The 18671-nt window shown below is 67.6% G+C and carries 17 protein-coding genes; 5 read left to right on the forward strand and 12 right to left on the reverse strand.

Translation table 11 applies throughout. From position 1 onward, the window contains the following. Positions 1-85 precede the first annotated feature (85 nt). The 9 genes from WS87_RS05400 to WS87_RS05440 all read right to left on the reverse strand — a co-directional run bounded on the left by WS87_RS05400 (position 86) and on the right by WS87_RS05440 (position 8081). Positions 86-1282 (reverse strand): pyridoxal phosphate-dependent aminotransferase, encoded by a 1197-nt coding sequence (locus WS87_RS05400; protein ID WP_059690775.1) that lies wholly within the window; start codon positions 1280-1282, stop codon positions 86-88. A gap of 70 nt (positions 1283-1352) precedes the next feature. Next, a complete protein-coding gene (gene nusB, locus WS87_RS05405; RefSeq protein WP_059530215.1) occupies positions 1353-1790 on the reverse strand; it encodes a transcription antitermination factor NusB in 438 nt (145 codons plus the stop codon). After that, a complete protein-coding gene (ribH, locus tag WS87_RS05410) occupies positions 1787-2305 on the reverse strand; it encodes a 6,7-dimethyl-8-ribityllumazine synthase (protein WP_059530212.1) in 519 nt (172 codons plus the stop codon). Before ribH ends, nusB begins: the two co-directional genes overlap by 4 nt. Before the next feature lie 53 nt (positions 2306-2358). After that, positions 2359-3501, reverse strand: coding sequence for a bifunctional 3,4-dihydroxy-2-butanone-4-phosphate synthase/GTP cyclohydrolase II (ribBA, locus tag WS87_RS05415; RefSeq protein ID WP_059530209.1), 1143 nt, complete (start codon positions 3499-3501; stop codon positions 2359-2361). A 187-nt stretch (positions 3502-3688) separates the two neighbouring features. After that, positions 3689-4207 carry a DUF1993 domain-containing protein gene (locus tag WS87_RS05420; RefSeq protein WP_059530206.1) on the reverse strand — a complete coding sequence of 173 codons (519 nt, stop codon included), beginning with the start codon at positions 4205-4207 and terminating at the stop codon, positions 3689-3691. Positions 4208-4389: 182 nt separating this feature from the next. Then, a complete protein-coding gene (locus WS87_RS05425) occupies positions 4390-5019 on the reverse strand; it encodes a riboflavin synthase (RefSeq protein WP_059820202.1) in 630 nt (209 codons plus the stop codon). A gap of 14 nt (positions 5020-5033) precedes the next feature. After that, on the reverse strand, positions 5034-6155 hold the full coding sequence (gene ribD / locus WS87_RS05430) for a bifunctional diaminohydroxyphosphoribosylaminopyrimidine deaminase/5-amino-6-(5-phosphoribosylamino)uracil reductase RibD (RefSeq protein ID WP_059820203.1): 1122 nt from the start codon (positions 6153-6155) through the stop codon (positions 5034-5036). A 15-nt stretch (positions 6156-6170) separates the two neighbouring features. After that, on the reverse strand, positions 6171-7454 hold the full coding sequence (hemL, locus tag WS87_RS05435; protein WP_059530198.1) for a glutamate-1-semialdehyde 2,1-aminomutase: 1284 nt from the start codon (positions 7452-7454) through the stop codon (positions 6171-6173). 174 nt (positions 7455-7628) lie between these two features. Further along, positions 7629-8081: a hypothetical protein gene (locus tag WS87_RS05440; protein WP_059820204.1), complete on the reverse strand. Its 453-nt coding sequence runs from the start codon at positions 8079-8081 to the stop codon at positions 7629-7631. Positions 8082-8335: 254 nt separating this feature from the next. Here WS87_RS05440 and WS87_RS05445 point away from each other — a divergent pair, with 254 nt between their 5' ends. Continuing rightward, positions 8336-9553, forward strand: a complete 1218-nt coding sequence (locus WS87_RS05445; RefSeq protein WP_059820205.1) for a Bcr/CflA family multidrug efflux MFS transporter — start codon at positions 8336-8338, stop codon at positions 9551-9553. A gap of 94 nt (positions 9554-9647) precedes the next feature. Here WS87_RS05445 and WS87_RS05450 read toward each other — a convergent pair whose 3' ends face one another. From WS87_RS05450 to zwf, 3 genes are all read right to left on the reverse strand, one after another. Continuing rightward, positions 9648-11576, reverse strand: coding sequence for a bifunctional transcriptional regulator/glucokinase (locus WS87_RS05450; RefSeq protein ID WP_059690778.1), 1929 nt, complete (start codon positions 11574-11576; stop codon positions 9648-9650). Beyond that, positions 11554-12234: a 6-phosphogluconolactonase gene (gene pgl, locus WS87_RS05455; RefSeq protein ID WP_059820206.1), complete on the reverse strand. Its 681-nt coding sequence runs from the start codon at positions 12232-12234 to the stop codon at positions 11554-11556. The genes WS87_RS05450 and pgl overlap by 23 nt, the downstream gene beginning before the upstream one ends. 86 nt (positions 12235-12320) lie before the next feature. After that, positions 12321-13790 (reverse strand): glucose-6-phosphate dehydrogenase, encoded by a 1470-nt coding sequence (gene zwf, locus WS87_RS05460; protein WP_059530188.1) that lies wholly within the window; start codon positions 13788-13790, stop codon positions 12321-12323. A 430-nt stretch (positions 13791-14220) separates the two neighbouring features. Here zwf and WS87_RS05465 point away from each other — a divergent pair, with 430 nt between their 5' ends. From WS87_RS05465 to WS87_RS05480, 4 genes are all read left to right on the forward strand, one after another. Then, entirely contained in the window at positions 14221-15468 is a 1248-nt protein-coding gene (locus WS87_RS05465; RefSeq protein WP_059820207.1) for an ABC transporter substrate-binding protein, read from the forward strand. A 138-nt stretch (positions 15469-15606) separates the two neighbouring features. After that, entirely contained in the window at positions 15607-16545 is a 939-nt protein-coding gene (locus tag WS87_RS05470) for a carbohydrate ABC transporter permease (protein ID WP_059509685.1), read from the forward strand. After that, positions 16535-17392 (forward strand): carbohydrate ABC transporter permease, encoded by an 858-nt coding sequence (locus tag WS87_RS05475; protein WP_059448153.1) that lies wholly within the window; start codon positions 16535-16537, stop codon positions 17390-17392. Before WS87_RS05470 ends, WS87_RS05475 begins: the two co-directional genes overlap by 11 nt. A gap of 112 nt (positions 17393-17504) precedes the next feature. Then, complete coding sequence (locus WS87_RS05480; RefSeq protein ID WP_059530181.1) at positions 17505-18623, forward strand: ABC transporter ATP-binding protein; 1119 nt, start codon at positions 17505-17507, stop codon at positions 18621-18623. Positions 18624-18671: the final 48 nt, after the last annotated feature.

Consider the following 18671-nt stretch of genomic DNA (forward strand, 5'->3'; position numbering starts at 1 on the left):
TCCCGCGGTTCCGGCCAGGCTCCAACGAAAAGGCACCCGAATCGGGTGCCTTTTTCTTTTGCGCGGCCGGGAACGCGGATCGCGGTCAGTGCTGGCCGAAGAGTGTCGCGAGCCGCTCGACGGCCTCTTCGAGGCGCGAGTAGGCGGTCGCATAGGACAGCCGGATATAGTCGCGCGGTGCATGCACGCCGAAATCCATGCCCGGCACCAGCACGACACCCGCGTCGTGCAGCATCGCCTGCGTGAGCGCCGCGCTGTCGCCGGCCGCGGGATGAGCGACGCCGCCGCAGTGCGCATACACGTAGAACGCACCGTCCGGCATCACGGGCACGGTGAAGCCGAGCTTCTCGAGCGCTGGCGCGATGAAGTCGCGGCGACGCTTGAATTCGAGGCGGCGCGCCTCGTAGATGTCGAGCGCCGCCGGCTCGAAGCACGCGAGCGCCGCGTGCTGCGCGAGCGCGGACGGACAAATGAACAGGTTCTGCGACAGCTTTTCGAAGGTACCGACGAGCGCGGGCGGCACGACGAGCCAGCCGAGCCGCCAGCCGGTCATGCTGAAGTACTTCGAGAAGCTGTTCACGGTGACGACATCGTCGCCGAACGACAGCGCCGACACGGGCGCCGCGTCGTAGCTGAGCCCCTGGTAGATTTCGTCGACGATCGTGAAGCCGCCGCGTGCGCGCACGGCTTCGACGATCCGCTTCAGCTCGTCCGGCTCGAGCGACGTGCCGGTCGGGTTCGACGGCGACGCGAGCAGCACGCCGCGCGTGCGGCTGCCCCAGCGCGTGCGGACGTCGTCTGCGGTGAGCTGGAAGCGCGCTTCCGGGCCGCTCGGCACGAGCACCGGCCGACCTTCGGCCGCCGCGACGAAGTGCCGGTTGCACGGATACGACGGGTCGGGCATCAGCACCTCGTCGTCGCGGCCGACGAGCGCGAGGCACGCAAGCAGCAGCGCGGCGGAGGCGCCGGCCGTCACGACGATCCGCTCGGGGCTGATCGTGAGGCCGTAGGCGCGCGCATAGTGCGCGGCGATCGCTTCGCGCAGCGGCGCGATGCCGAGCGCGCTCGTGTACTGCGTGACGCCGCGGCGCAGCGCGGCCGCCGCCGCCTCGACGACGGGCTCCGGCGCGGTGAAATCCGGTTCGCCGATGCCCATGTGGATAACATCGCGCCCGGAGGACTCGAGCCGCTGTGCCTCCTTCATCAGTTCCATCACGTAGAAGGGCTGGATCGCGTCGACGCGTGCGGCGAGCGTGACGAGCGAATCGGCGGTGGTATTCATCGGTCGGGCGGAGCGGGGAGGGGGAGGGAGAACGAAAAACGGGCGCTTGCGCGCCCGTCTGCCTGCGGAATCAGCCGTTGCGGCGCGCCTGCGTTTCGGCGGGGCGCAGCTTTGCGGCCAGCTTGTCGAGCACGCCGTTGACGTACTTGTAGCCGTCGGAGCCGCCGAACGTCTTCGCGAGTTCGACTGCTTCGTTGATGATCACGCGGTACGGCGTTTCGACATGATGCGTGAGCTCGAACGTCGCGATCAGCAGCACAGCGCGTTCGACCGGCGACAACTGATCGACCGGACGGTCCAGCGACGGCGTGAGGGCTTCGACGAGCGTCGCATGCTCGCGAATCACACCGTGCAGGATCGCGTCGAGCAGCTCCTTGTCGGCCTTGTCGTAACCGAGCGCGCCGCGCAGTTGCGCGTCGATCTCGCCGGAGGCCGCGTTCGACAGCAGCCACTGATACAGGCCCTGCGTCGCCAGCTCGCGCGATTGTCGGCGGGCGCTCTTCTTCATGCGCGCTCCTCTTCGTCGTCTTCGTCCTCTTCTTCCTCGTCCTCGTCGTCGCCGAGCTGGTCGAGTGCCATCGTCAGGTTGGCCATCTCGACCGCGACGCGTGCGGCGTCACGACCCTTTTCGGTCATGCGCGCGACGGCTTGCTCGTCGTTTTCGGTCGTCAGGACCGCGTTGGCGATCGGCAGGTTGAAGTCGAGGCCGATGCGGGTGATGCCCGCGCCGCTTTCGTTCGACACGAGTTCGAAGTGGTACGTCTCGCCGCGGATCACCGCGCCGAGTGCGATCAGTGCGTCGAACTGGCCGCTTTCCGCGAGCTTTTGCAGCGCGAGCGGGATTTCCAGTGCGCCGGGCACCGACACGAGCAGCACGTCTTCACCGGAGACGCCGAGGCGCTCGAGTTCCTCGACGCACGCATCGGCGAGGCCGTTGCAGACGGGTTCGTTGAAGCGGGATTGCACGATGCCGATACGCAGGCCGTCGCCTTCGAGATTCGGTTGGTATTGTCCGATTTCCATGATCTGGTCCGTGGTGTGGATGAACGGTTATAGGGCGAAAGCGTCGTGGCGGGTTACGCGTGGGACGCCGGGCAGGACTTGGCTTCGCCGCCGGGCATCGGAATGAAGCCCGTGACTTCGAGGCCGTAGCCGGACATGCTGCCCAGCTTGCGCGGATTCGACAGCACCTGCATCTTGCCGACGCCGACGTCGCGCAGGATCTGCGCGCCGATGCCGAACGTCTTGAAATCGACCGGCCGGCGCTTCAGCGCAGCGGCCTTTTCTTCCTCGTCGAACGCCTTGAAGACGTCGATCAGATGTTCCTTCGTGTCGCCGCAGTTGAGCAGCACGATCACACCGAGGTCGCGTTCCGCGATCTCGTGCATCGCCGCGTCGAGCGTCCACGAGTGCGTCGAGATGCCCGTCTCGAGCAGATCGAGGACCGACAGCGGCTCGTGCACGCGCACGGGCGTATCGACGTCGGGCGACGGCGTGCCGCGCACCAGCGCGATGTGCGGCGAGCCGCTCGGCTGGTCGCGGTACAGCACCGCGCGGAACGTGCCGTGCGCGGTCTGCATCGTGCGCTCGGCGATCCGCTCGATGATCGATTCGGTGCGGCTGCGGTACTGGATCAGGTCGGCGATCGTGCCGATCTTCAGATCGTGTTCCTTCGCGAACTCGAGCAGGTCGGGCAGGCGCGCCATCGTGCCGTCGTCCTTGATGACCTCGCAGATCACCGCGGCGGGCGTGAGCCCGGCAAGCGCGGTGAAGTCGCAGCCGGCCTCGGTGTGACCGGCGCGCACGAGCACGCCGCCCGGCTGCGCCATGATCGGGAACACGTGGCCCGGCTGCACGATGTGCTCGGGGCGGACGTCGTGCGCGACCGCCGTGGCGATCGTGTGCGCGCGGTCGGCGGCCGAGATGCCGGTCGTCACGCCTTCGGCCGCTTCGATGCTGACCGTGAACGCGGTGCCGTATTGCGTGCCGTTGCGGTAGGTCATCAGCGGCAGGTGCAGCTGCTTGCAGCGTTCCTGCGTCAACGTCAGACAAATCAGGCCACGGCCGTACTTGGCCATGAAGTTGATCGCTTCCGGCGTGACGAATTCGGCGGCGATCACGAGGTCGCCTTCGTTTTCGCGGTCTTCTTCGTCGACCAGGATCACCATCCGGCCGGCTTTCAACTCCGCGATGATGTCGAGCGTGGAGGCGAGCGTCATAAAGGGGCGAGAAAGAGGAAAGTGCGTATTTTACGCCAGCCGGACCGCGTTTCGGCTGGCACCGGCTGCGCGCGGCCGGCGAGCGCGCCGGAAAGCGGTGCGGCCGGCAGTCGGGACCGGCCTGCCCGGGCCGGCGCGGGCCGCCCGAAGACGGGCTGCCGCAGGCCGGCCGAGGCCCGGCCGTGCGTCACGCCTGGTCGTTACGGCCGCCGAGGTAGTCGAGCTTGCCGAGTTCGACGCCGCTGTGGCGCAGGATGTCGTACGCCGTCGTCACGTGGAAGAAGAAGTTGGGCAGCACGAAGTTCAGCAGATACGACTGGCCGGTGAACTCGATCGGGCCGACGCGCATCTTGAGCACGACCTGGCGCGCTTCGCTGCCGTCGATCTGCGCGGCGTCGAAGCCTTTCAGATAGTCGATCGTCTTCTGGATGCGCGCGTGCAGTTCGTCGAATGTCTGCTCGACGTCGGGATAGCTCGGAATGTCGACGCCGGCGAGCCGCGCGGCGCAGCCCTTGGCCGTGTCGGTCGCGATATACACCTGGCGGACGAGCGGCAGCATGTCCGGATAGAGGCGTGCGCCGATGAACACCGACGGGTCGATCTGCTTCTCGGCCGCATGCGCCTGCGCCTTGCCGAGGATGTGCTGCAGGTTGGTGAGGCCGCGGATCAGGACGGGCAGCGAAGCCTGGTACATCGAGATGGACATGGGGACGACTCCTGGAGGAAAAGGGGCAGCCGGTACGCGGCGCACCGTGCGCCGCGGCGCCGAAACTGCTGCCGTTGCATCTTAGCGCGACGGGATGACCCGTGCGCGTCGTTGGCCATCAGGCCAGGTGCCGGGCCACGCCGCCGGGCGCCATTTCCCATCCAGCGGGCGGAACCGCCTGGTCAGTCCTGATGCACGCCCTGCGATGCCGACATCATCCGCTCCACATACCGCGCGATCATGTCGATTTCGAGATTGACCTTGTCGCCGGTCTTCACGTGACGCAGCGTCGTGACCTCGACCGTATGCGGGATCAGGTTGATCGAGAACTCGCAGCCGTCGGCGCGATCGTCGACCGTGTTGACGGTCAGGCTCACGCCGTTGACCGTGATCGAGCCCTTGTACGCGAGATAGCGGCCGAGCTCGCGCGGCGCGACGATCCGCAGCTCGTGCGATTCGCCGACCGGCGCGAAGCGCGTCACGGTGCCGAGGCCGTCGACGTGGCCCGACACGATGTGCCCGCCGAGGCGGTCGTGCGCGCGCAGCGCCTTCTCGAGGTTCACTTCGCCGGGCTGCGCGAGGCCGACCGTGCGGTTCAGGCTTTCGCGCGACACGTCGACGTCGAATCCGGTGTCGGCCTTTTCGATCACCGTCATGCACGCGCCCTGGATCGCGATGCTGTCGCCGAGCGCGACATCGGCCAGGTCGAGCCCGCCGGCCTGCACCGTCAGCCGCACGCCCGCCTCGGGCGACGCGCCAAGCGGGTTGATCGCTTCGATGCGGCCGACGGCCGCGACAATTCCGGTAAACATCGTGACGGCTCCGTTCAAAGAGTGACGACGGGCGGCGCGACGCGCGCCAGGATCCGCAGATCGTCGCCGATCCGCTCGACGCTGTGGAACGCGAGTCGCGTGCGGGCGTCGAGGCTCGCCGGCGCGGCGAGGTCGAACATGCCGGCCGCGTCGCTGCCGAGCAGGCTCGGCGCGAGGTAGACCAGCAGCTCGTCGACGCACTGCTCGCGCAGCAGCGAGCCGTTCAGCTTGTGACCGGCCTCGACGTGCAGTTCGTTGACGCCGCGCGCGCCGAGCGCCGCCAGCATCGCGGGCAGGTCGACCTTGCCGTACGCATTTGCGAGCGGCACGATTTCCGCGCCGCGCGACTTCAGCACGTTCGCGCGCACTTCGCCGGCGGCATCGAGCCGGCCGCAGAAGATCAGCAGCGGCGCGCCTTCGAGCAGGCGCGCATCGAGCGGCAGGTCGAGGCGGCTGTCGACCAGCACGCGCTGCGGCTGGCGCGGCGTGTCGACGCCGCGCACGGTCAAGAGCGGGTTGTCCTCGCGCACGGTACCGATCCCGGTGAGGATCGCGCACGCGCGCGCGCGCCAAGCATGGCCGTCGAGGCGCGCGGCCTCGCCGGTGATCCACTGGCTTTCGCCGGACGGCAGCGCGGTGCGTGCGTCGAGCGACGCGGCCGTCTTCATCCGCACCCACGGGCGGCCGCGCGTCATCCGTGACACGAAGCCGATGTTCAGTTCCCCCGCTTCGTTCGCGAGCAGCCCGCAGCGCACGTCGATGCCCGCGTCGCGCAGCATCCCGAGGCCGCGCCCCGACACCTGCGGATTCGGGTCTTCCATCGCCGCGACGACCTTCGCGACGCGCGCGTCGATCAGCGCGTTCGCGCACGGCGGCGTGCGGCCGAAGTGGCTGCACGGCTCGAGCGTCACGTACACGGTGGAGCCGGCGACGTCTTGGCCGCGCGCACGCGCGTCCTTCAGCGCCTGCACTTCCGCGTGGTCCTGGCCGGCCGGCTGCGTGAAGCCTTCGCCGATCACGTCGCCGTCCTTGACGATCACGCAGCCGACGCGCGGGTTCGGCGCGGTCGTATACATGCCGCGCGCCGCGAGCGTCAGCGCGCGCTGCATGTGGGCGAAATCGGTATCCGAGAACATGCGTGCGGACCCGGGTCAGGCGGCGAGGGCCGCGAATGCGCGGCGTGCGGCCGCGAGCGTCGCGTCGATCACCGCGTCGTCGTGCGTGCTCGACACGAAGCCGGCCTCGTACGCGGACGGCGCGAAGTACACGCCTTCGTCGAGCATCAGGTGGAAGAAGCGGTTGAAGCGCTCGACGTTGCTCTTCGTCACTTCCGCGAAGCTGACCGGCACGCGCTCGGCGAAGTACAGGCCGAACATCGCGCCGATCGAGTCGGCGGCGAACGGCACGCCGGCCGCGCGCGCTTCGGCCGCGAGGCCGTCGGCGAGGCGTTTCGTCTGCGCGGTCAGCGCGTCGTAGAAGCCGGGCGCCTGGATCAGTTGCAGCGTCTTCAGGCCCGCGGCGACCGCGATGGGGTTGCCCGACAGCGTGCCGGCCTGGTACACGCCGCCGAGCGGCGCGAGGTGGGCCATGATGTCGCGACGGCCGCCGAACGCGGCGGCCGGCATCCCGCCGCCGATCACCTTGCCGAGGCAGGTGAGGTCGGCCGCGATCCCGTAGTACGCCTGCGCGCCGCCCAGCGCGACGCGGAAGCCGCACATCACCTCGTCGAAGATCAGCACGGCGCCGTGCTTCGTGCACAGCGCGCGCAGCGCATTCAGGAATTCGGGCGTGCCGCGCACGAGGTTCATGTTGCCCGCGACGGGCTCGACGATCACCGCGGCGATCTCGTCGCCGAACGCGCCGAACGCTTCTTCGAGCGCGGCGACGTTGTTGTATTCGAGGACGGTCGTGTGTTTCGCGATGTCGGCGGGCACGCCGGCCGACGTCGGGTTGCCGAACGTCAGCAGGCCGGAGCCGGCCTTGACCAGCAGGCTGTCCGCGTGGCCGTGATAGCAGCCCTCGAACTTGACGATGCGGCTGCGGCCCGTGAAGCCGCGCGCGAGACGCAGCGCGCTCATCGTGGCCTCGGTGCCGCTCGACACCATCCGCACCTGCTCGATCGACGGCACGAGCTTGCAGATTTCCTCGGCAATCTCGATTTCCGCCTCGGTCGGCGCGCCGAACGAGAAGCCGTCGGCGAGCACGTTCTGCACGGCCGACAGCACTTCCGGATGAACGTGGCCGACGATCATCGGGCCCCACGAGCCGATGTAGTCGATGTACTGCTTGCCGTCGGCATCCCAGAAGTACGGGCCCTGCGCGCGCGAGACGAAACGCGGCGTGCCGCCGACCGAACGGAAGGCGCGCACCGGCGAGTTGACGCCGCCCGGAATGGTCTTCTGGGCGCGTTCGAAGAGGATCTGATTGTTGGACATGTGCGAAACCTGCGAGAGAAGGGCGCGGGGGCCTGTGCACGGGCCGCGGCGCCTGGGCGGAACGATCGTCCGATTGTACCGGAGACGCGCATGACGGGCCCGCCGCGCGGTCTGCGGCCTTTCGGCGCGCGGGGGATTGGCCGGCGCGCTTGGCCGGCGTCCGATCCGGCCCGGTTATCGCGGCGGTTTGCGCTTGCCGGTCAGTTCGGCCCAGCGCTTCTCCAGCGGGCCTTCGACCATCGGCTTGATCGACGTGCCGGAGGACTGCGCGTCCCAGGTCTGCACCGAGTATGGATGCACGCGCAGCGCGTCGCGCGGGATCACGACGTCCTGGTGGGCGTCGACCAGCCAGTCGTAGACGAAATTGATGCACAGCCGGTAGCCGCGCTTCGTCGCCGGGTCCGGCACTTCGTAGGGCGCGCGCGTCACGTAGCCCGAGCCGAACACGCCCTTCGGCTCCTTCGCGACGCGGTGCAGGAACACGCGATCGCCCGGCAGGATGCCGCGCGCGAAGCCGCAGCCCCACACGTCGTGCACGGCCTCGCCGGCCTTCACGCGCGCGGCGACGTCGGGCAGCTCGGGCCACGGCCATTTCTTGGGGCTCCAGATCAGCAGGAAAGCGGTCATCGGTTCGGTCGTGCGTCGATTGGGTCGGACAGGAAGAGCGGGGAGCCGCAAGCTTAATCGAATCCGCGTGCGGCCTCGTGCCGCCTCGTGCGACAGCGGCAGTGACCGGCCGTTCGGCCGTGCGCGGCACCCGGCCGCCGGCACGCGAAAAAGTTGCGCGTACAATCATGGGCCTGAGCGCCGTCCGCGGCGCGGCCTCCCGTCTTCACCGCCACGCGCGCCCCGATGCGCGCGGGCCTCCATTCCGGATACCCATGTCCCACGTCGTCCGGCGCCGGCCCGATGCCCGGCTGATCCTGTTGCTTGGCGCGCTCGCCGCTTGCGGGCCGATCGCCACCGACATGTACCTGCCGAGCCTGCCGTCGATCGCCGACGGCTTTTCCGTCAGTCCCGGCGCCGCGCAGCGCACGCTGACGAGCTTCATGGCCGGCTTCTCGATCGGCATGCTGCTGTACGGTCCGATGTCCGACACGTGGGGCCGCCGGCCCGTGCTGCTCGGCGGCATCGCGCTGTTCACGCTCGCGAGCATCGGCTGCTTCGTGTCGAACTCGATCGACATGCTGATCCTCGTGCGGTTCCTGCAGGCGCTCGGCGCAGGCGCGGCGTCGGTGCTGTCGCGTGCGATCGCGCGCGACGCGCACGAGCCGACCGATGCGGCGAAGGTGCTGTCGATGGTTGCGATCGTCACTGCGGTCGGGCCGCTGCTCGCGCCGCTGATCGGTGGGCAGATCCTGCGCTTCTCGGGCTGGCGCGGCGTGTTCGTCGTGCTGGCCGTGTTCGGTGCGGTGTGCGCGACGACCGCGTACCTGCGCGTGCCCGAAACCTGGCCGAAGGAGCGGCGCAAGAGCGCGGCCGTGCTCGCGTCGTTCGCATCGTACGGGCGCATCCTCTCCGATCCGGTCGCGTGGGGGCACATGCTGTGCGGCGGGATGGCGTTCGCGTCGATGTTCTCGTACATCACCGCGACGCCGTTCGTGTACATCGAGTATTTTCACGTGTCGCCGCAGCACTACGGGCTGCTGTTCGGCCTGAACGTCGTCGGGATCATGATCGGCAATTTCGCGAATACGCGGCTCGTCGGCCGCATCGGCTCGCTGCGCATCATCGCGGCCGCGTCGCTCGTGAGCTGCATCGCGTCGCTCGCGGTCGCGCTCGTCGCGCTGACCGGGTGGGGCGGGTTGTGGTCGATCGTCGTGTGCCTGTTCTTCGTGGTCGGCGTGGTCGGGATCCTGTCCGCGAACTGCACGACCGACCTGATGCATCGCTATCCGCATAACGCGGGCGCGTCGGCGGCCGTGTTCGGCGCGATGCAGCTCGCGCTCGGCGCGATCGCGAGCGTCGCGATCGGCGCACTCGCGGACGGCACGCCGTTCGCGATGGGCGTGACGATCGGCGTCACCGGCGTGCTGTGTTTCGTCGGCCGCTCCCTCGTGCTGCGCTGGCATGGCCGGCCGGTGAAAGCAGGCGCCTGAGCCGCCGCGGCATGAAAAAACGCCACCGCGCGATGCGTCGGTGGCGTTTTTTTCGGGCGGACGGAAAGCGGCCGCCGCCGTGCCGTGTCGGGCGTCAGTCCCGCGCGACGTCCTTCGCCGCCGGCGACGCGCCGTGGCTCAGCCAGTCGAGCACGTCGGCCGTCTCGTCGTCGCTCGCCCGTGCACGCGCCTGCGCGACGGCCTCCGGCAGTTCACCGTTGGTGGACGCACGACGGATCGCGACGCCGACCGCGAGGATGTCGATCATCAGCAGATGCAGGATCCGCGAGATCATCGACAGCTGCGATTCGCGCATTTCGATGTGGTCGGTCTCGAGCGCGACGGTCGCGCGCTTCGCGAGCGGCGTGTTGCTCGACGTGATCGCGATCACCTTCGCGCCGGCCTGCATCGCGACTTCGAGCACGCGGAGCAATTCCGGCGCGCGTCCCGACTTCGACACCGCGACGATCACGTCGCCCTTGCCGAGCAGCGCGGCCGATGCGGCCTGCATGTACAGGTCGCCGTACGCGATCGTCGGAATCCCGAAGCGGAAGAACTTGTAATGCGCGTCCTGCGCGACGATGTTCGAGTTGCCGAGCCCGTAAAACTCGATGCGACGCGCGCCGTTCAGGATCTCGATCGCGTTCTCGACGTGCTCGAAGTTCAGGTGTTCGCGCAACTGCAGGATCGCGGACACCGTGTTGTCGAGCACCTTGGCGCCGAAGTCGGTGGCCGTGTCGCCGAGATGCACCTGGCTGTGGCTCATCGGAATCGTGCCGGTGAGGCCGGTCGCGAGCTTCAGCTTGAAGTCCGACAGCCCTTGGCAGCCGAGCGAGCGGCAGAAGCGGATCACCGTCGGCTGGCTCACGTCCGCCTTGCGTGCGATGTCGACGATCGGGTCGTTGATGATCGAGCGCGGATGGTTCAGCGCGAGATCGGCGACGCGGCGCTCGGCCGGCGTCAGCGCGTCGCGCATCTGGCGGATCCGCTCGAACACGGCCGACGACGCGCCGCCCGACCGGTTCGACAACTGCTCCGCGAGGATCGCCGACACGCCGAGGAACGCCGGATATTCGGCGGTGATCAGGTAGGTCGGGATGTTCTGGAGATACTGCGCGAAACGGCCCTTCGCCTCGAAGCGCGCGCGGAACGACGAGCGCGTGAACAGTTCGCCGAGCTTCAGCGCGACGCCGCCGCCGATGTACACGCCGCCGAGCGCGCCGAGCGTCAGCGCGAGGCTGCCGGCGAACGAGCCGAGGATGCCGCAGAAGCATTCGACCGCCTCGAGCGCGAGATCGTCGCCCGCATGCGCGCGCTCGACGATCTCCGCCGTGTCGACGGTCGCGGCCACGCGCTTCTTGTCGCGCGCGGCGAGCGCGCGGTAGATGACCTCGATGCCGGGGCCCGCGCACACGCGTTCGAACGACACGTGCGGAAACTTCTTGCGCGCGTATTGCAGCACGAGGTCCTCGCGCTCGTCCTGCGGCGCGAACGATGCGTGACCGCCTTCGCTGCCGAGCGCGATCCAGCGGTCGTCCGCGGGAATCAGGCCGGAGACGCCGAGCCCGGTGCCAGGCCCGAGCAGCCCGATCACGCTGTTCTGGCGGCGCGTGCCGCCGCCGATCTGCACGCGCTGCGCATCGGTCAGGCCCGGCAGCGCCATCGCGAGCGCGGTGAAGTCGTTCACGACGAGCAGCGTGTCGAAGCCGAGCGCGCGGCGCGTGGCCTCGATCGAGAAGCTCCAGTCGTGATTGGTCATCGTGACCTGGTCGCCGTCGACCGGGTTCGCGATCGCGATCGCCGCATGGTTCACGCGGCTGATCTTCACGTCCTTCAGATACTTGCGGATCGCGTCGGTGAGCGTCGGATAGTCGGCGCCGGGGTAGACGCGGATCTGCGTGATCTCGCCGGGGCCGGTTTCCAGCGCGAAACGCGCGTTCGTGCCGCCGACGTCCGCGAGCAGGCGCGGGCCGTCGGCATGCTGGCCCGCGACGACAGCCTTACTTTGCGCACCAGTAGACATCGAGCTTGGTCCCCTTGTCGTTGGCCAGTTGGGAAATCGCGTTCTTCTGCAGCGATGCGGCCGCTGCGTCGAGCACCGCGCGTTTGCGTTCGCCCGCGATCAGCAGGAACAGCCGGTCAACGCGCTTGAGCGCATCGAGTGAGAAGCTCACCCGCGCATGCGGCGCGGCGCCGGGATGCACGGCGACGAAGCGCTCGGGCGTCGCGATCGCGTGGTCCCATTCGGGTGCGTCCGCGAAAATCGACGCGGTGTGGCCGTCCTCGCCCATGCCGAGCACGGCAACGGTCGGTACGCGGTAGTCGGCGTTCGCGTTGAGCGCGGCGACGTGCGCGTCGAGCGAGACGCGCGTGTCGATGAGCGGCAGGAAGCGGGCAGGGGCCGCCGCGTGCTGCAGCAGCGTGTCGCGCACGAGGTGCGCGTTGCTGGCCGCATCGTCCTCCGGCACCCAGCGGTCGTCGACCAGCGTGACGTCGACGCCGGCCCAGTCGAGCGCCGCATGCGACAGCGTTTGCAGGAACGGGCGCGGGCTCGTGCCGCCGGACACCGCGAGCGTCGGGCGCGCGGGGCCGCCGAGCGCGGCGCGCAGCGCATCGCCGACGGCGCGCGCGAGCGCTTCGCTTTGCGCTTCCTGGGTGTCGAAAGCGTGAATCTCGATCACATCTCCTCCGGACTGCTTTGTCTGTTCAATTCGTGCGAATCATGGGGCACGTTGCCGCGCGCTTGCGCGCACGACAACGGTTTGCATCAGTTTTCTTCTTCGAGCCAGCAGGTGCCGTGCTGCGCGAGCATCGCGCTCGCCGCGGCCGGCCCCCACGTGCCTGCCGCATACGGCTTCGGCGGCTTCAGCGAGCGGGCCCATTCGTTCAGGATCGGCTCGACCCAGCGCCACGCGGCTTCCTGCTCGTCGCGACGCACGAACAGCGCGAGGCGGCCGTTGATCACGTCGAGCAGGAGGCGCTGGTACGCCTCCATCTGCCCTTCCTTGAAGAAACGGTCGAACGCGAGGTCGAGGTGCACGCTCGCGAGGTTCATCCCTTCGCCGGGCTGCTTCGCGAGGCAGTACAGGCGAATCGTCTCGTTCGGCTGCAGCCGGATCACGAGGCGGTTCGAGCCGGCGCGCAGCGCGGTCGGCCCGAGGGCCGAGTGCGGCACCGGCCGGAAGTTGACGACGATTTCCGCGACGCGATCGGCGAGACGCTTGCCGGTGCGCAGGAAGAACGGCACGCCGGCCCAGCGCCAGTTCTCGATCTCGACCTTCAGTGCGACGAAGGTTTCGGTCGGGCTGTCCGGCTTCACGCCCGGCTCGGTCGCGTAGGCCGGCACCTGCGCGCCCTTGATCACGCCCGCATGATACTGGCCGCGCACCGCGACCTTGCCGATGTCGCGCGAATCGACGGGTTTCAGCGCGCGCAGCACGCGCAGCTTTTCGTCGCGCACCGAGTCGGAGTCCATCGAATGCGGCGGCTCCATGGCGACGATCGACAGCAGTTGCAGCAGGTGGTTCTGCACCATGTCGCGCAGCGCGCCCGTATTGTCGTAGAAATCGCCGCGCGCCTCGACGCCGAGCTCCTCGGCGATCGTGATCTGGATGCTCTCGACCCATTCGCGGCGCCACAGCGGCTCGAACAGCGCATTGCCGAAGCGCAGCGCGAGCAGGTTCTGCACCGGCTCCTTCCCGAGGTAGTGGTCGATCCGGTAGATCTGGTCTTCCGCGAAGATCTCGCCGACCGCGTCGTTGATCGCGTTCGACGAGCGCAGGTCGTAGCCGAGCGGCTTCTCGAGCACGATGCGCGCGCCTTCGTTCAGCCCGACCGATGCGAGCGCCTTGCAGATCGGCACGAACAGCGACGGCCCCGTCGCGAGATAGAACACGCGGATGCCGGGAAGTTGCGCGACCGCGTCGCGCAGCACGACGTAGTCCTCCGCGCGACCGAGGTCGAGCTTCACGTATTCGATGCGTTCGAGGAAGGATTTCCACGCGGTGTCGTCGAAGGCCTTGCCGGCCGCCTTCGCCGCGTGCGGCTTCACATGCGTGTCGACCCACTCGAGATAGCCGGCCCGATCCGATTCGTGCCGCGCGACGGCAACGATCCGGCCGCTTTCCGCGAGCATGTTGCCGCGGTGCGCTTCGAACAGCGCGGGCAGGATCTTGCGCATCGACAGGTCGCCGGTGCCGCCGAAAAGTACGAAGGTAAAGCTGGAATCGGTATGCATGTGTCTCCGCCGGTTGGGGTGCTGGGAAGCGATCCGTAGTGCGATAAAAATATTTTTGACACTGAATTGTAGTTTAACTACAATCCGCCGCAAGGGGTAGCACCTGGGTGAAGAAAAAAAGAAGTGCGGTCGATGAACTGCGCGAGCTTCGCCTTCGGGAACGCCTTGTGCCGAATGTTATCGGACATTGACGGTGCGCATCGTCCGCGCGCCGTCGCCCCCGGGCTCGCGCCGCAGCATCGCGGCGGGCCAGAAACACAAAGAGGAGACACGCCGTTGAATCTCGATTCACGCTTTCTGTAAGAGCCCGGCCGGTCATCGGCCCCGTACGCTGCATGCGTCCCGCGGCTCGATTTCCCCGTCGTTTATCAAGAAGCCGGTTCCCCGTCGGGGAACTTCACGAGTTGATTCAGTCTGGAGGAGATAAGTAATGAAAGTTCGCTCGATCATGGGCGCGCTCTGCGCCGCGGGTCTGATGGCTGGCGCCGTGGCGGCGCAGGCGGCCGAGAATGTAACCGTGCTGCACTGGTGGACCTCGGGCGGCGAGTCGAAGGCCGTCGGCGTGCTGAAGGACGACGTGCAGAAGCAGGGCTACGTGTGGAAGGACTTCGCGGTCGCGGGCGGCGCCGGCGCCGCGGCGATGACCGCGCTGAAGACCAAGGTGATCAGCGGCGACGCACCGTCGGCCGCGCAGATCAAGGGCCCGCTGATCCAGGACTGGGCCGACCAGGGCGTGCTCGTCAACATCGATTCCGTCGCTGGCGACTGGAAGCAGAACCTGCCGCCGGAAATCGACAAGATCATCAAGTACAAGGGCCACACCGTCGCCGCGCCGTTCTCGGTGCACCGCGTGAACTGGCTCTATATCAACAAGGCCGCGCTCGACAAGGTCGGCGCGAAGGTGCCGACCACTTGGCCGGAATTCTTCGCGGTCGCCGACAAGCTGAAGGCCGCGGGCATCCAGCCGGTCGCGATGGGCGGCCAGCCGTGGCAGGACCTGACGCTGTGGGAAGACGTCGTGCTGTCGCAGGGCCCGGGCTTCTACAAGAAGGCGCTGGTCGATCTCGACCAGGCGACGCTGACGTCGCCGCAGATGCTGTCCGTGTTCGACACGGTGCGCAAGATCCAGGGCTACTTCGATACCGGCCGTAACGGCCGCGACTGGAACCTCGCGACCGCGATGGTCATCAACGGCAAGGCCGGCATGCAGTTCATGGGCGACTGGGCGAAGGGCGAGTTCGAGAACGCCGGCAAGAAGGCGGGCAAGGACTACATCTGCGCGGCGGTCCCGGGTACGGCGAATTCGTACACGTTCAACGTCGACTCGTTCGTGTTCTTCCAGCAGAAGGGCCAGAAGGACGCGACGCCGGGCCAGCTGGCACTCGCGAAGACGATCATGACGCCGGACTTCCAGGAGCAGTTCAGCCTGCTGAAGGGCTCGGTCCCGGTGCGCCTCGGCGTGAAGATGGACAAGTTCGACGACTGCGCGAAGAAGTCGTACGCCGACGAGCAGACCGCGATCAAGTCGGGCGGCTTCGTGCCGTCGCTCGCGCACGGGATGGCGCAGGGCGACGCAACGGCCGGCGCGATCACCGACGTCGTGACGAAGTTCATGAACTCGCAGCAGGATTCGAAGAGCGCGGTCGCCGCGCTCGCGAAAGCCGCGAAGGTGAAGTAAAGCGCGACAGGCGCCCGGCCGGAAACGCTTCAACGGCCGGGCGTTTTTGCAAGTGCAGCAAACGGGCTCGCCCGCGGGCCCGTGCCGTACCCGGCGCCGGCCCGGCCTGCGTCACCCTCGTTCCAGGAGTCGAATCAAGTGGCTGCCCCTCTTAGCGGAAACGGATCCGGCGCTGCCGCCGCACGGCGCACGTCGCCGATGTCGGCCTTCGCCGATCGCTGGATCCCGAAGCTCGTGCTCGCGCCGAGCCTCGCGATCGCCGTGGTGTTCATCTACGGCTTCATCCTGATTACCGGCTATCTGTCGCTGACCAACTCGCGGCTGTTGCCGAACTACGAATTCGACGGCTTCGGCCGTTACACGGACCTGTTCCAGAACGACGTGTGGTGGACTTCCGCCGCGAACCTCGGCTGGTTCGGGATTCCGTTCATCGCGATCTGCGTCGCGCTCGGGCTGTTCCTCGCGATCCTGCTCGACCAGCGGATCCGCAACGAAGGCGCGCTGCGCGCGATCTTCCTGTATCCGATGGCGCTGTCGTTCATCGTCACGGGCACCGCATGGCAGTGGATCCTGAACCCGGGCCTCGGCCTGGAGAAGGTGATGCACGACTGGGGCTGGACGAGCTTCTCGTTCGGCTGGCTCGACGATCCGGACAAGGCGATCTTCTGTATCGTGATCGCCGCCGTGTGGCAGTCGACCGGCTTCGTGATGGCGCTGTTCCTCGCCGGGTTGCGCGGCGTCGACGCCGAGATCTTCAAGGCCGCGCAGGTCGACGGCGCGACGCTGCCGACCATCTACCGCAAGATCGTGATCCCGAGCATGCGCCCGGTGTTCTTCTCGGTGCTGCTGATTCTCTGCCACATCACGATCAAGACCTTCGACCTGGTGGTCGCGTTGACGGCAGGCGGCCCCGGCACGTCGTCGTCGCTGCCGGCCATGTTCATGTACACGTTTTCGTTCAACCGCGGCCAGCTCGGGCTCGGCGCGGCGTCGTCGGTGATGATGCTCGCGACCGTGGTCGCCGTGCTGGTGCCGCTGATGTATATGGAATCGAGGAGCACCCGCAATGCAGCCTAAGATGACGATCAGCCGGGCAGTGATCTATGCGGCGCTGATCCTGTTCGCGCTGTATTTCCTGTTCCCGATCTACGTGATGCTGTCGACGTCCTTCAAGGATCTCGACCAGTTGCGCACCGGCAACCTGCTGACGCCGCCGACGCACTGGACCGTCGATCCGTGGGTGAAGGCGTGGAGCGGCGCGTGTACCGGCGTGCGCTGCGACGGCATGAAGCCGTTCTTCCTGAATTCGCTGCAGATGGTGATCCCGGCCGTGCTGATCTCGTCGCTGATCGGCGCGTTCAACGGTTACGTGCTCACGCACTGGCGCTTTCGCGGCGCGGATGCGCTGTTCACGATGATGCTGGTCGGCTGCTTCATTCCGTTCCAGGTGATCCTGCTGCCGATGGCGCGCCTGCAGGGGATGCTCGGCCTTGCCAACACGATTCCGGGCCTCGTGTTCGTGCACGTCGTGTACGGGATCGCGTTCACGACGATGTTCTTCCGCAACTTCTACGTGAGCGTGCCGGCCGAGCTCGTGAAGGCCGCGCGCATCGACGGCGCGGGCTTCTTCACGATCTTCACGAAGATCCTGCTGCCCGTGTCGCTGCCGATCTTCATGGTGTGCCTGATCTGGCAATTCACGCAGATCTGGAACGACTTCCTGTTCGGGATCGTGTTCTCCGGCGTCGACTCGATGCCGATCACGGTCGCGCTGAACAACCTCGTCAACACGTCGACGGGCGTGAAGGAATACAACGTCGACATGGCCGGCGCGATCATCGCCGCGCTGCCGACGCTGCTCGTCTACGTGGTCGCCGGCCGCTACTTCGTGCGCGGGCTGACGGCGGGCGCGGTGAAGGGGTAAGCGCGGATTCATCCGATACGACGAACCGGCCGCGCACGACGCGCGGAGCATCGAAACGAACCCGACGCGGCGCCGCAGTGCGCCGCGCGAGACGAGACAGAGGATTCACAGCATGGCAAGCCTTTCCATCCGTGACGTGTACAAGACCTACCCGAACGGGGTGCCGGTCCTGAAGGGTGTCGACATCGAGATCGAGGACGGACAGTTCCTGATCTTGGTCGGCGGGTCGGGCTGCGGGAAGTCGACGCTGCTCAACATGATCGCCGGCCTCGAGACCGTGACGAGCGGCGAGATCTGCATCGACGGCAAGGTCGTGAACGACCTGTCGCCGAAGGATCGCGACATCGCGATGGTGTTCCAGTCGTACGCGCTGTATCCGTCGATGACGGTGCGCGAGAACATCTCGTTCGGCCTGAACATCCGCAAGGTGCCGAAGAGCGAGCAGCAGCAGATCGTCGAGCGCGTGTCGGCAATGCTGCAGATCCAGCATCTGCTCGACCGCAAGCCGGGCCAGCTGTCGGGCGGCCAGCGCCAGCGTGTCGCGATGGGCCGTGCGCTCGCGCGCGATCCGTCGCTGTTCCTGTTCGACGAACCGCTGTCGAACCTCGACGCGAAGCTGCGCATCGAGATGCGCGCGGAAATCAAGCTGCTGCACCAGCGCCTCGGCACGACGATCGTCTACGTGACGCACGACCAGATCGAGGCGATGACGCTCGGCGACCGGATCGCGGTGATGAAGGACGGTGTAGTCCAGCAGTTCGGCGCGCCGCAGGAAATCTACGACTCGCCGTCGAACCTGTTCGTCGCGGGCTTCATCGGCGCGCCGCCGATGAACTTCATCAACGGCAAGCTGGTCGAGCAGGGCAGCGGGATCGCGCTCGAGATCGACACGGGCCTCGCGCGTGGCGCGCTGAATCTGCCGTTCGACGCGAAGCGGATGAACGGCCACGTGGGCCGCGAGGTGATTCTCGGCCTGCGCCCGGAGCGTATCACCGACGTGCGCAACGCGCACCACGGCGAGACGTCGCAGCTGCAGCCGATCGACGTGCGCGTCGACGTGACGGAGCCGACCGGGCCGGACACGCACGTGTTCGCGCAGGTCAACGGCAAGCGGATCGTGAGCCGCGTGCATCCGGCCGCGAATCCGCAGCCGGGGCAGACGCAATCGCTGCTGTTCGACGTGTCGAAGGCGGTGCTGTTCGATCCGGCGTCGGAAGAGCGGATCGCGTGAGGTCGCGTATGCGCTGAACGAAAGAGAAGGGGCCGTGTCGAACGGCCC

Source organism: Burkholderia sp. MSMB0856, from assembly GCF_001524645.2.
Lineage (GTDB): Bacteria > Pseudomonadota > Gammaproteobacteria > Burkholderiales > Burkholderiaceae > Burkholderia > Burkholderia diffusa.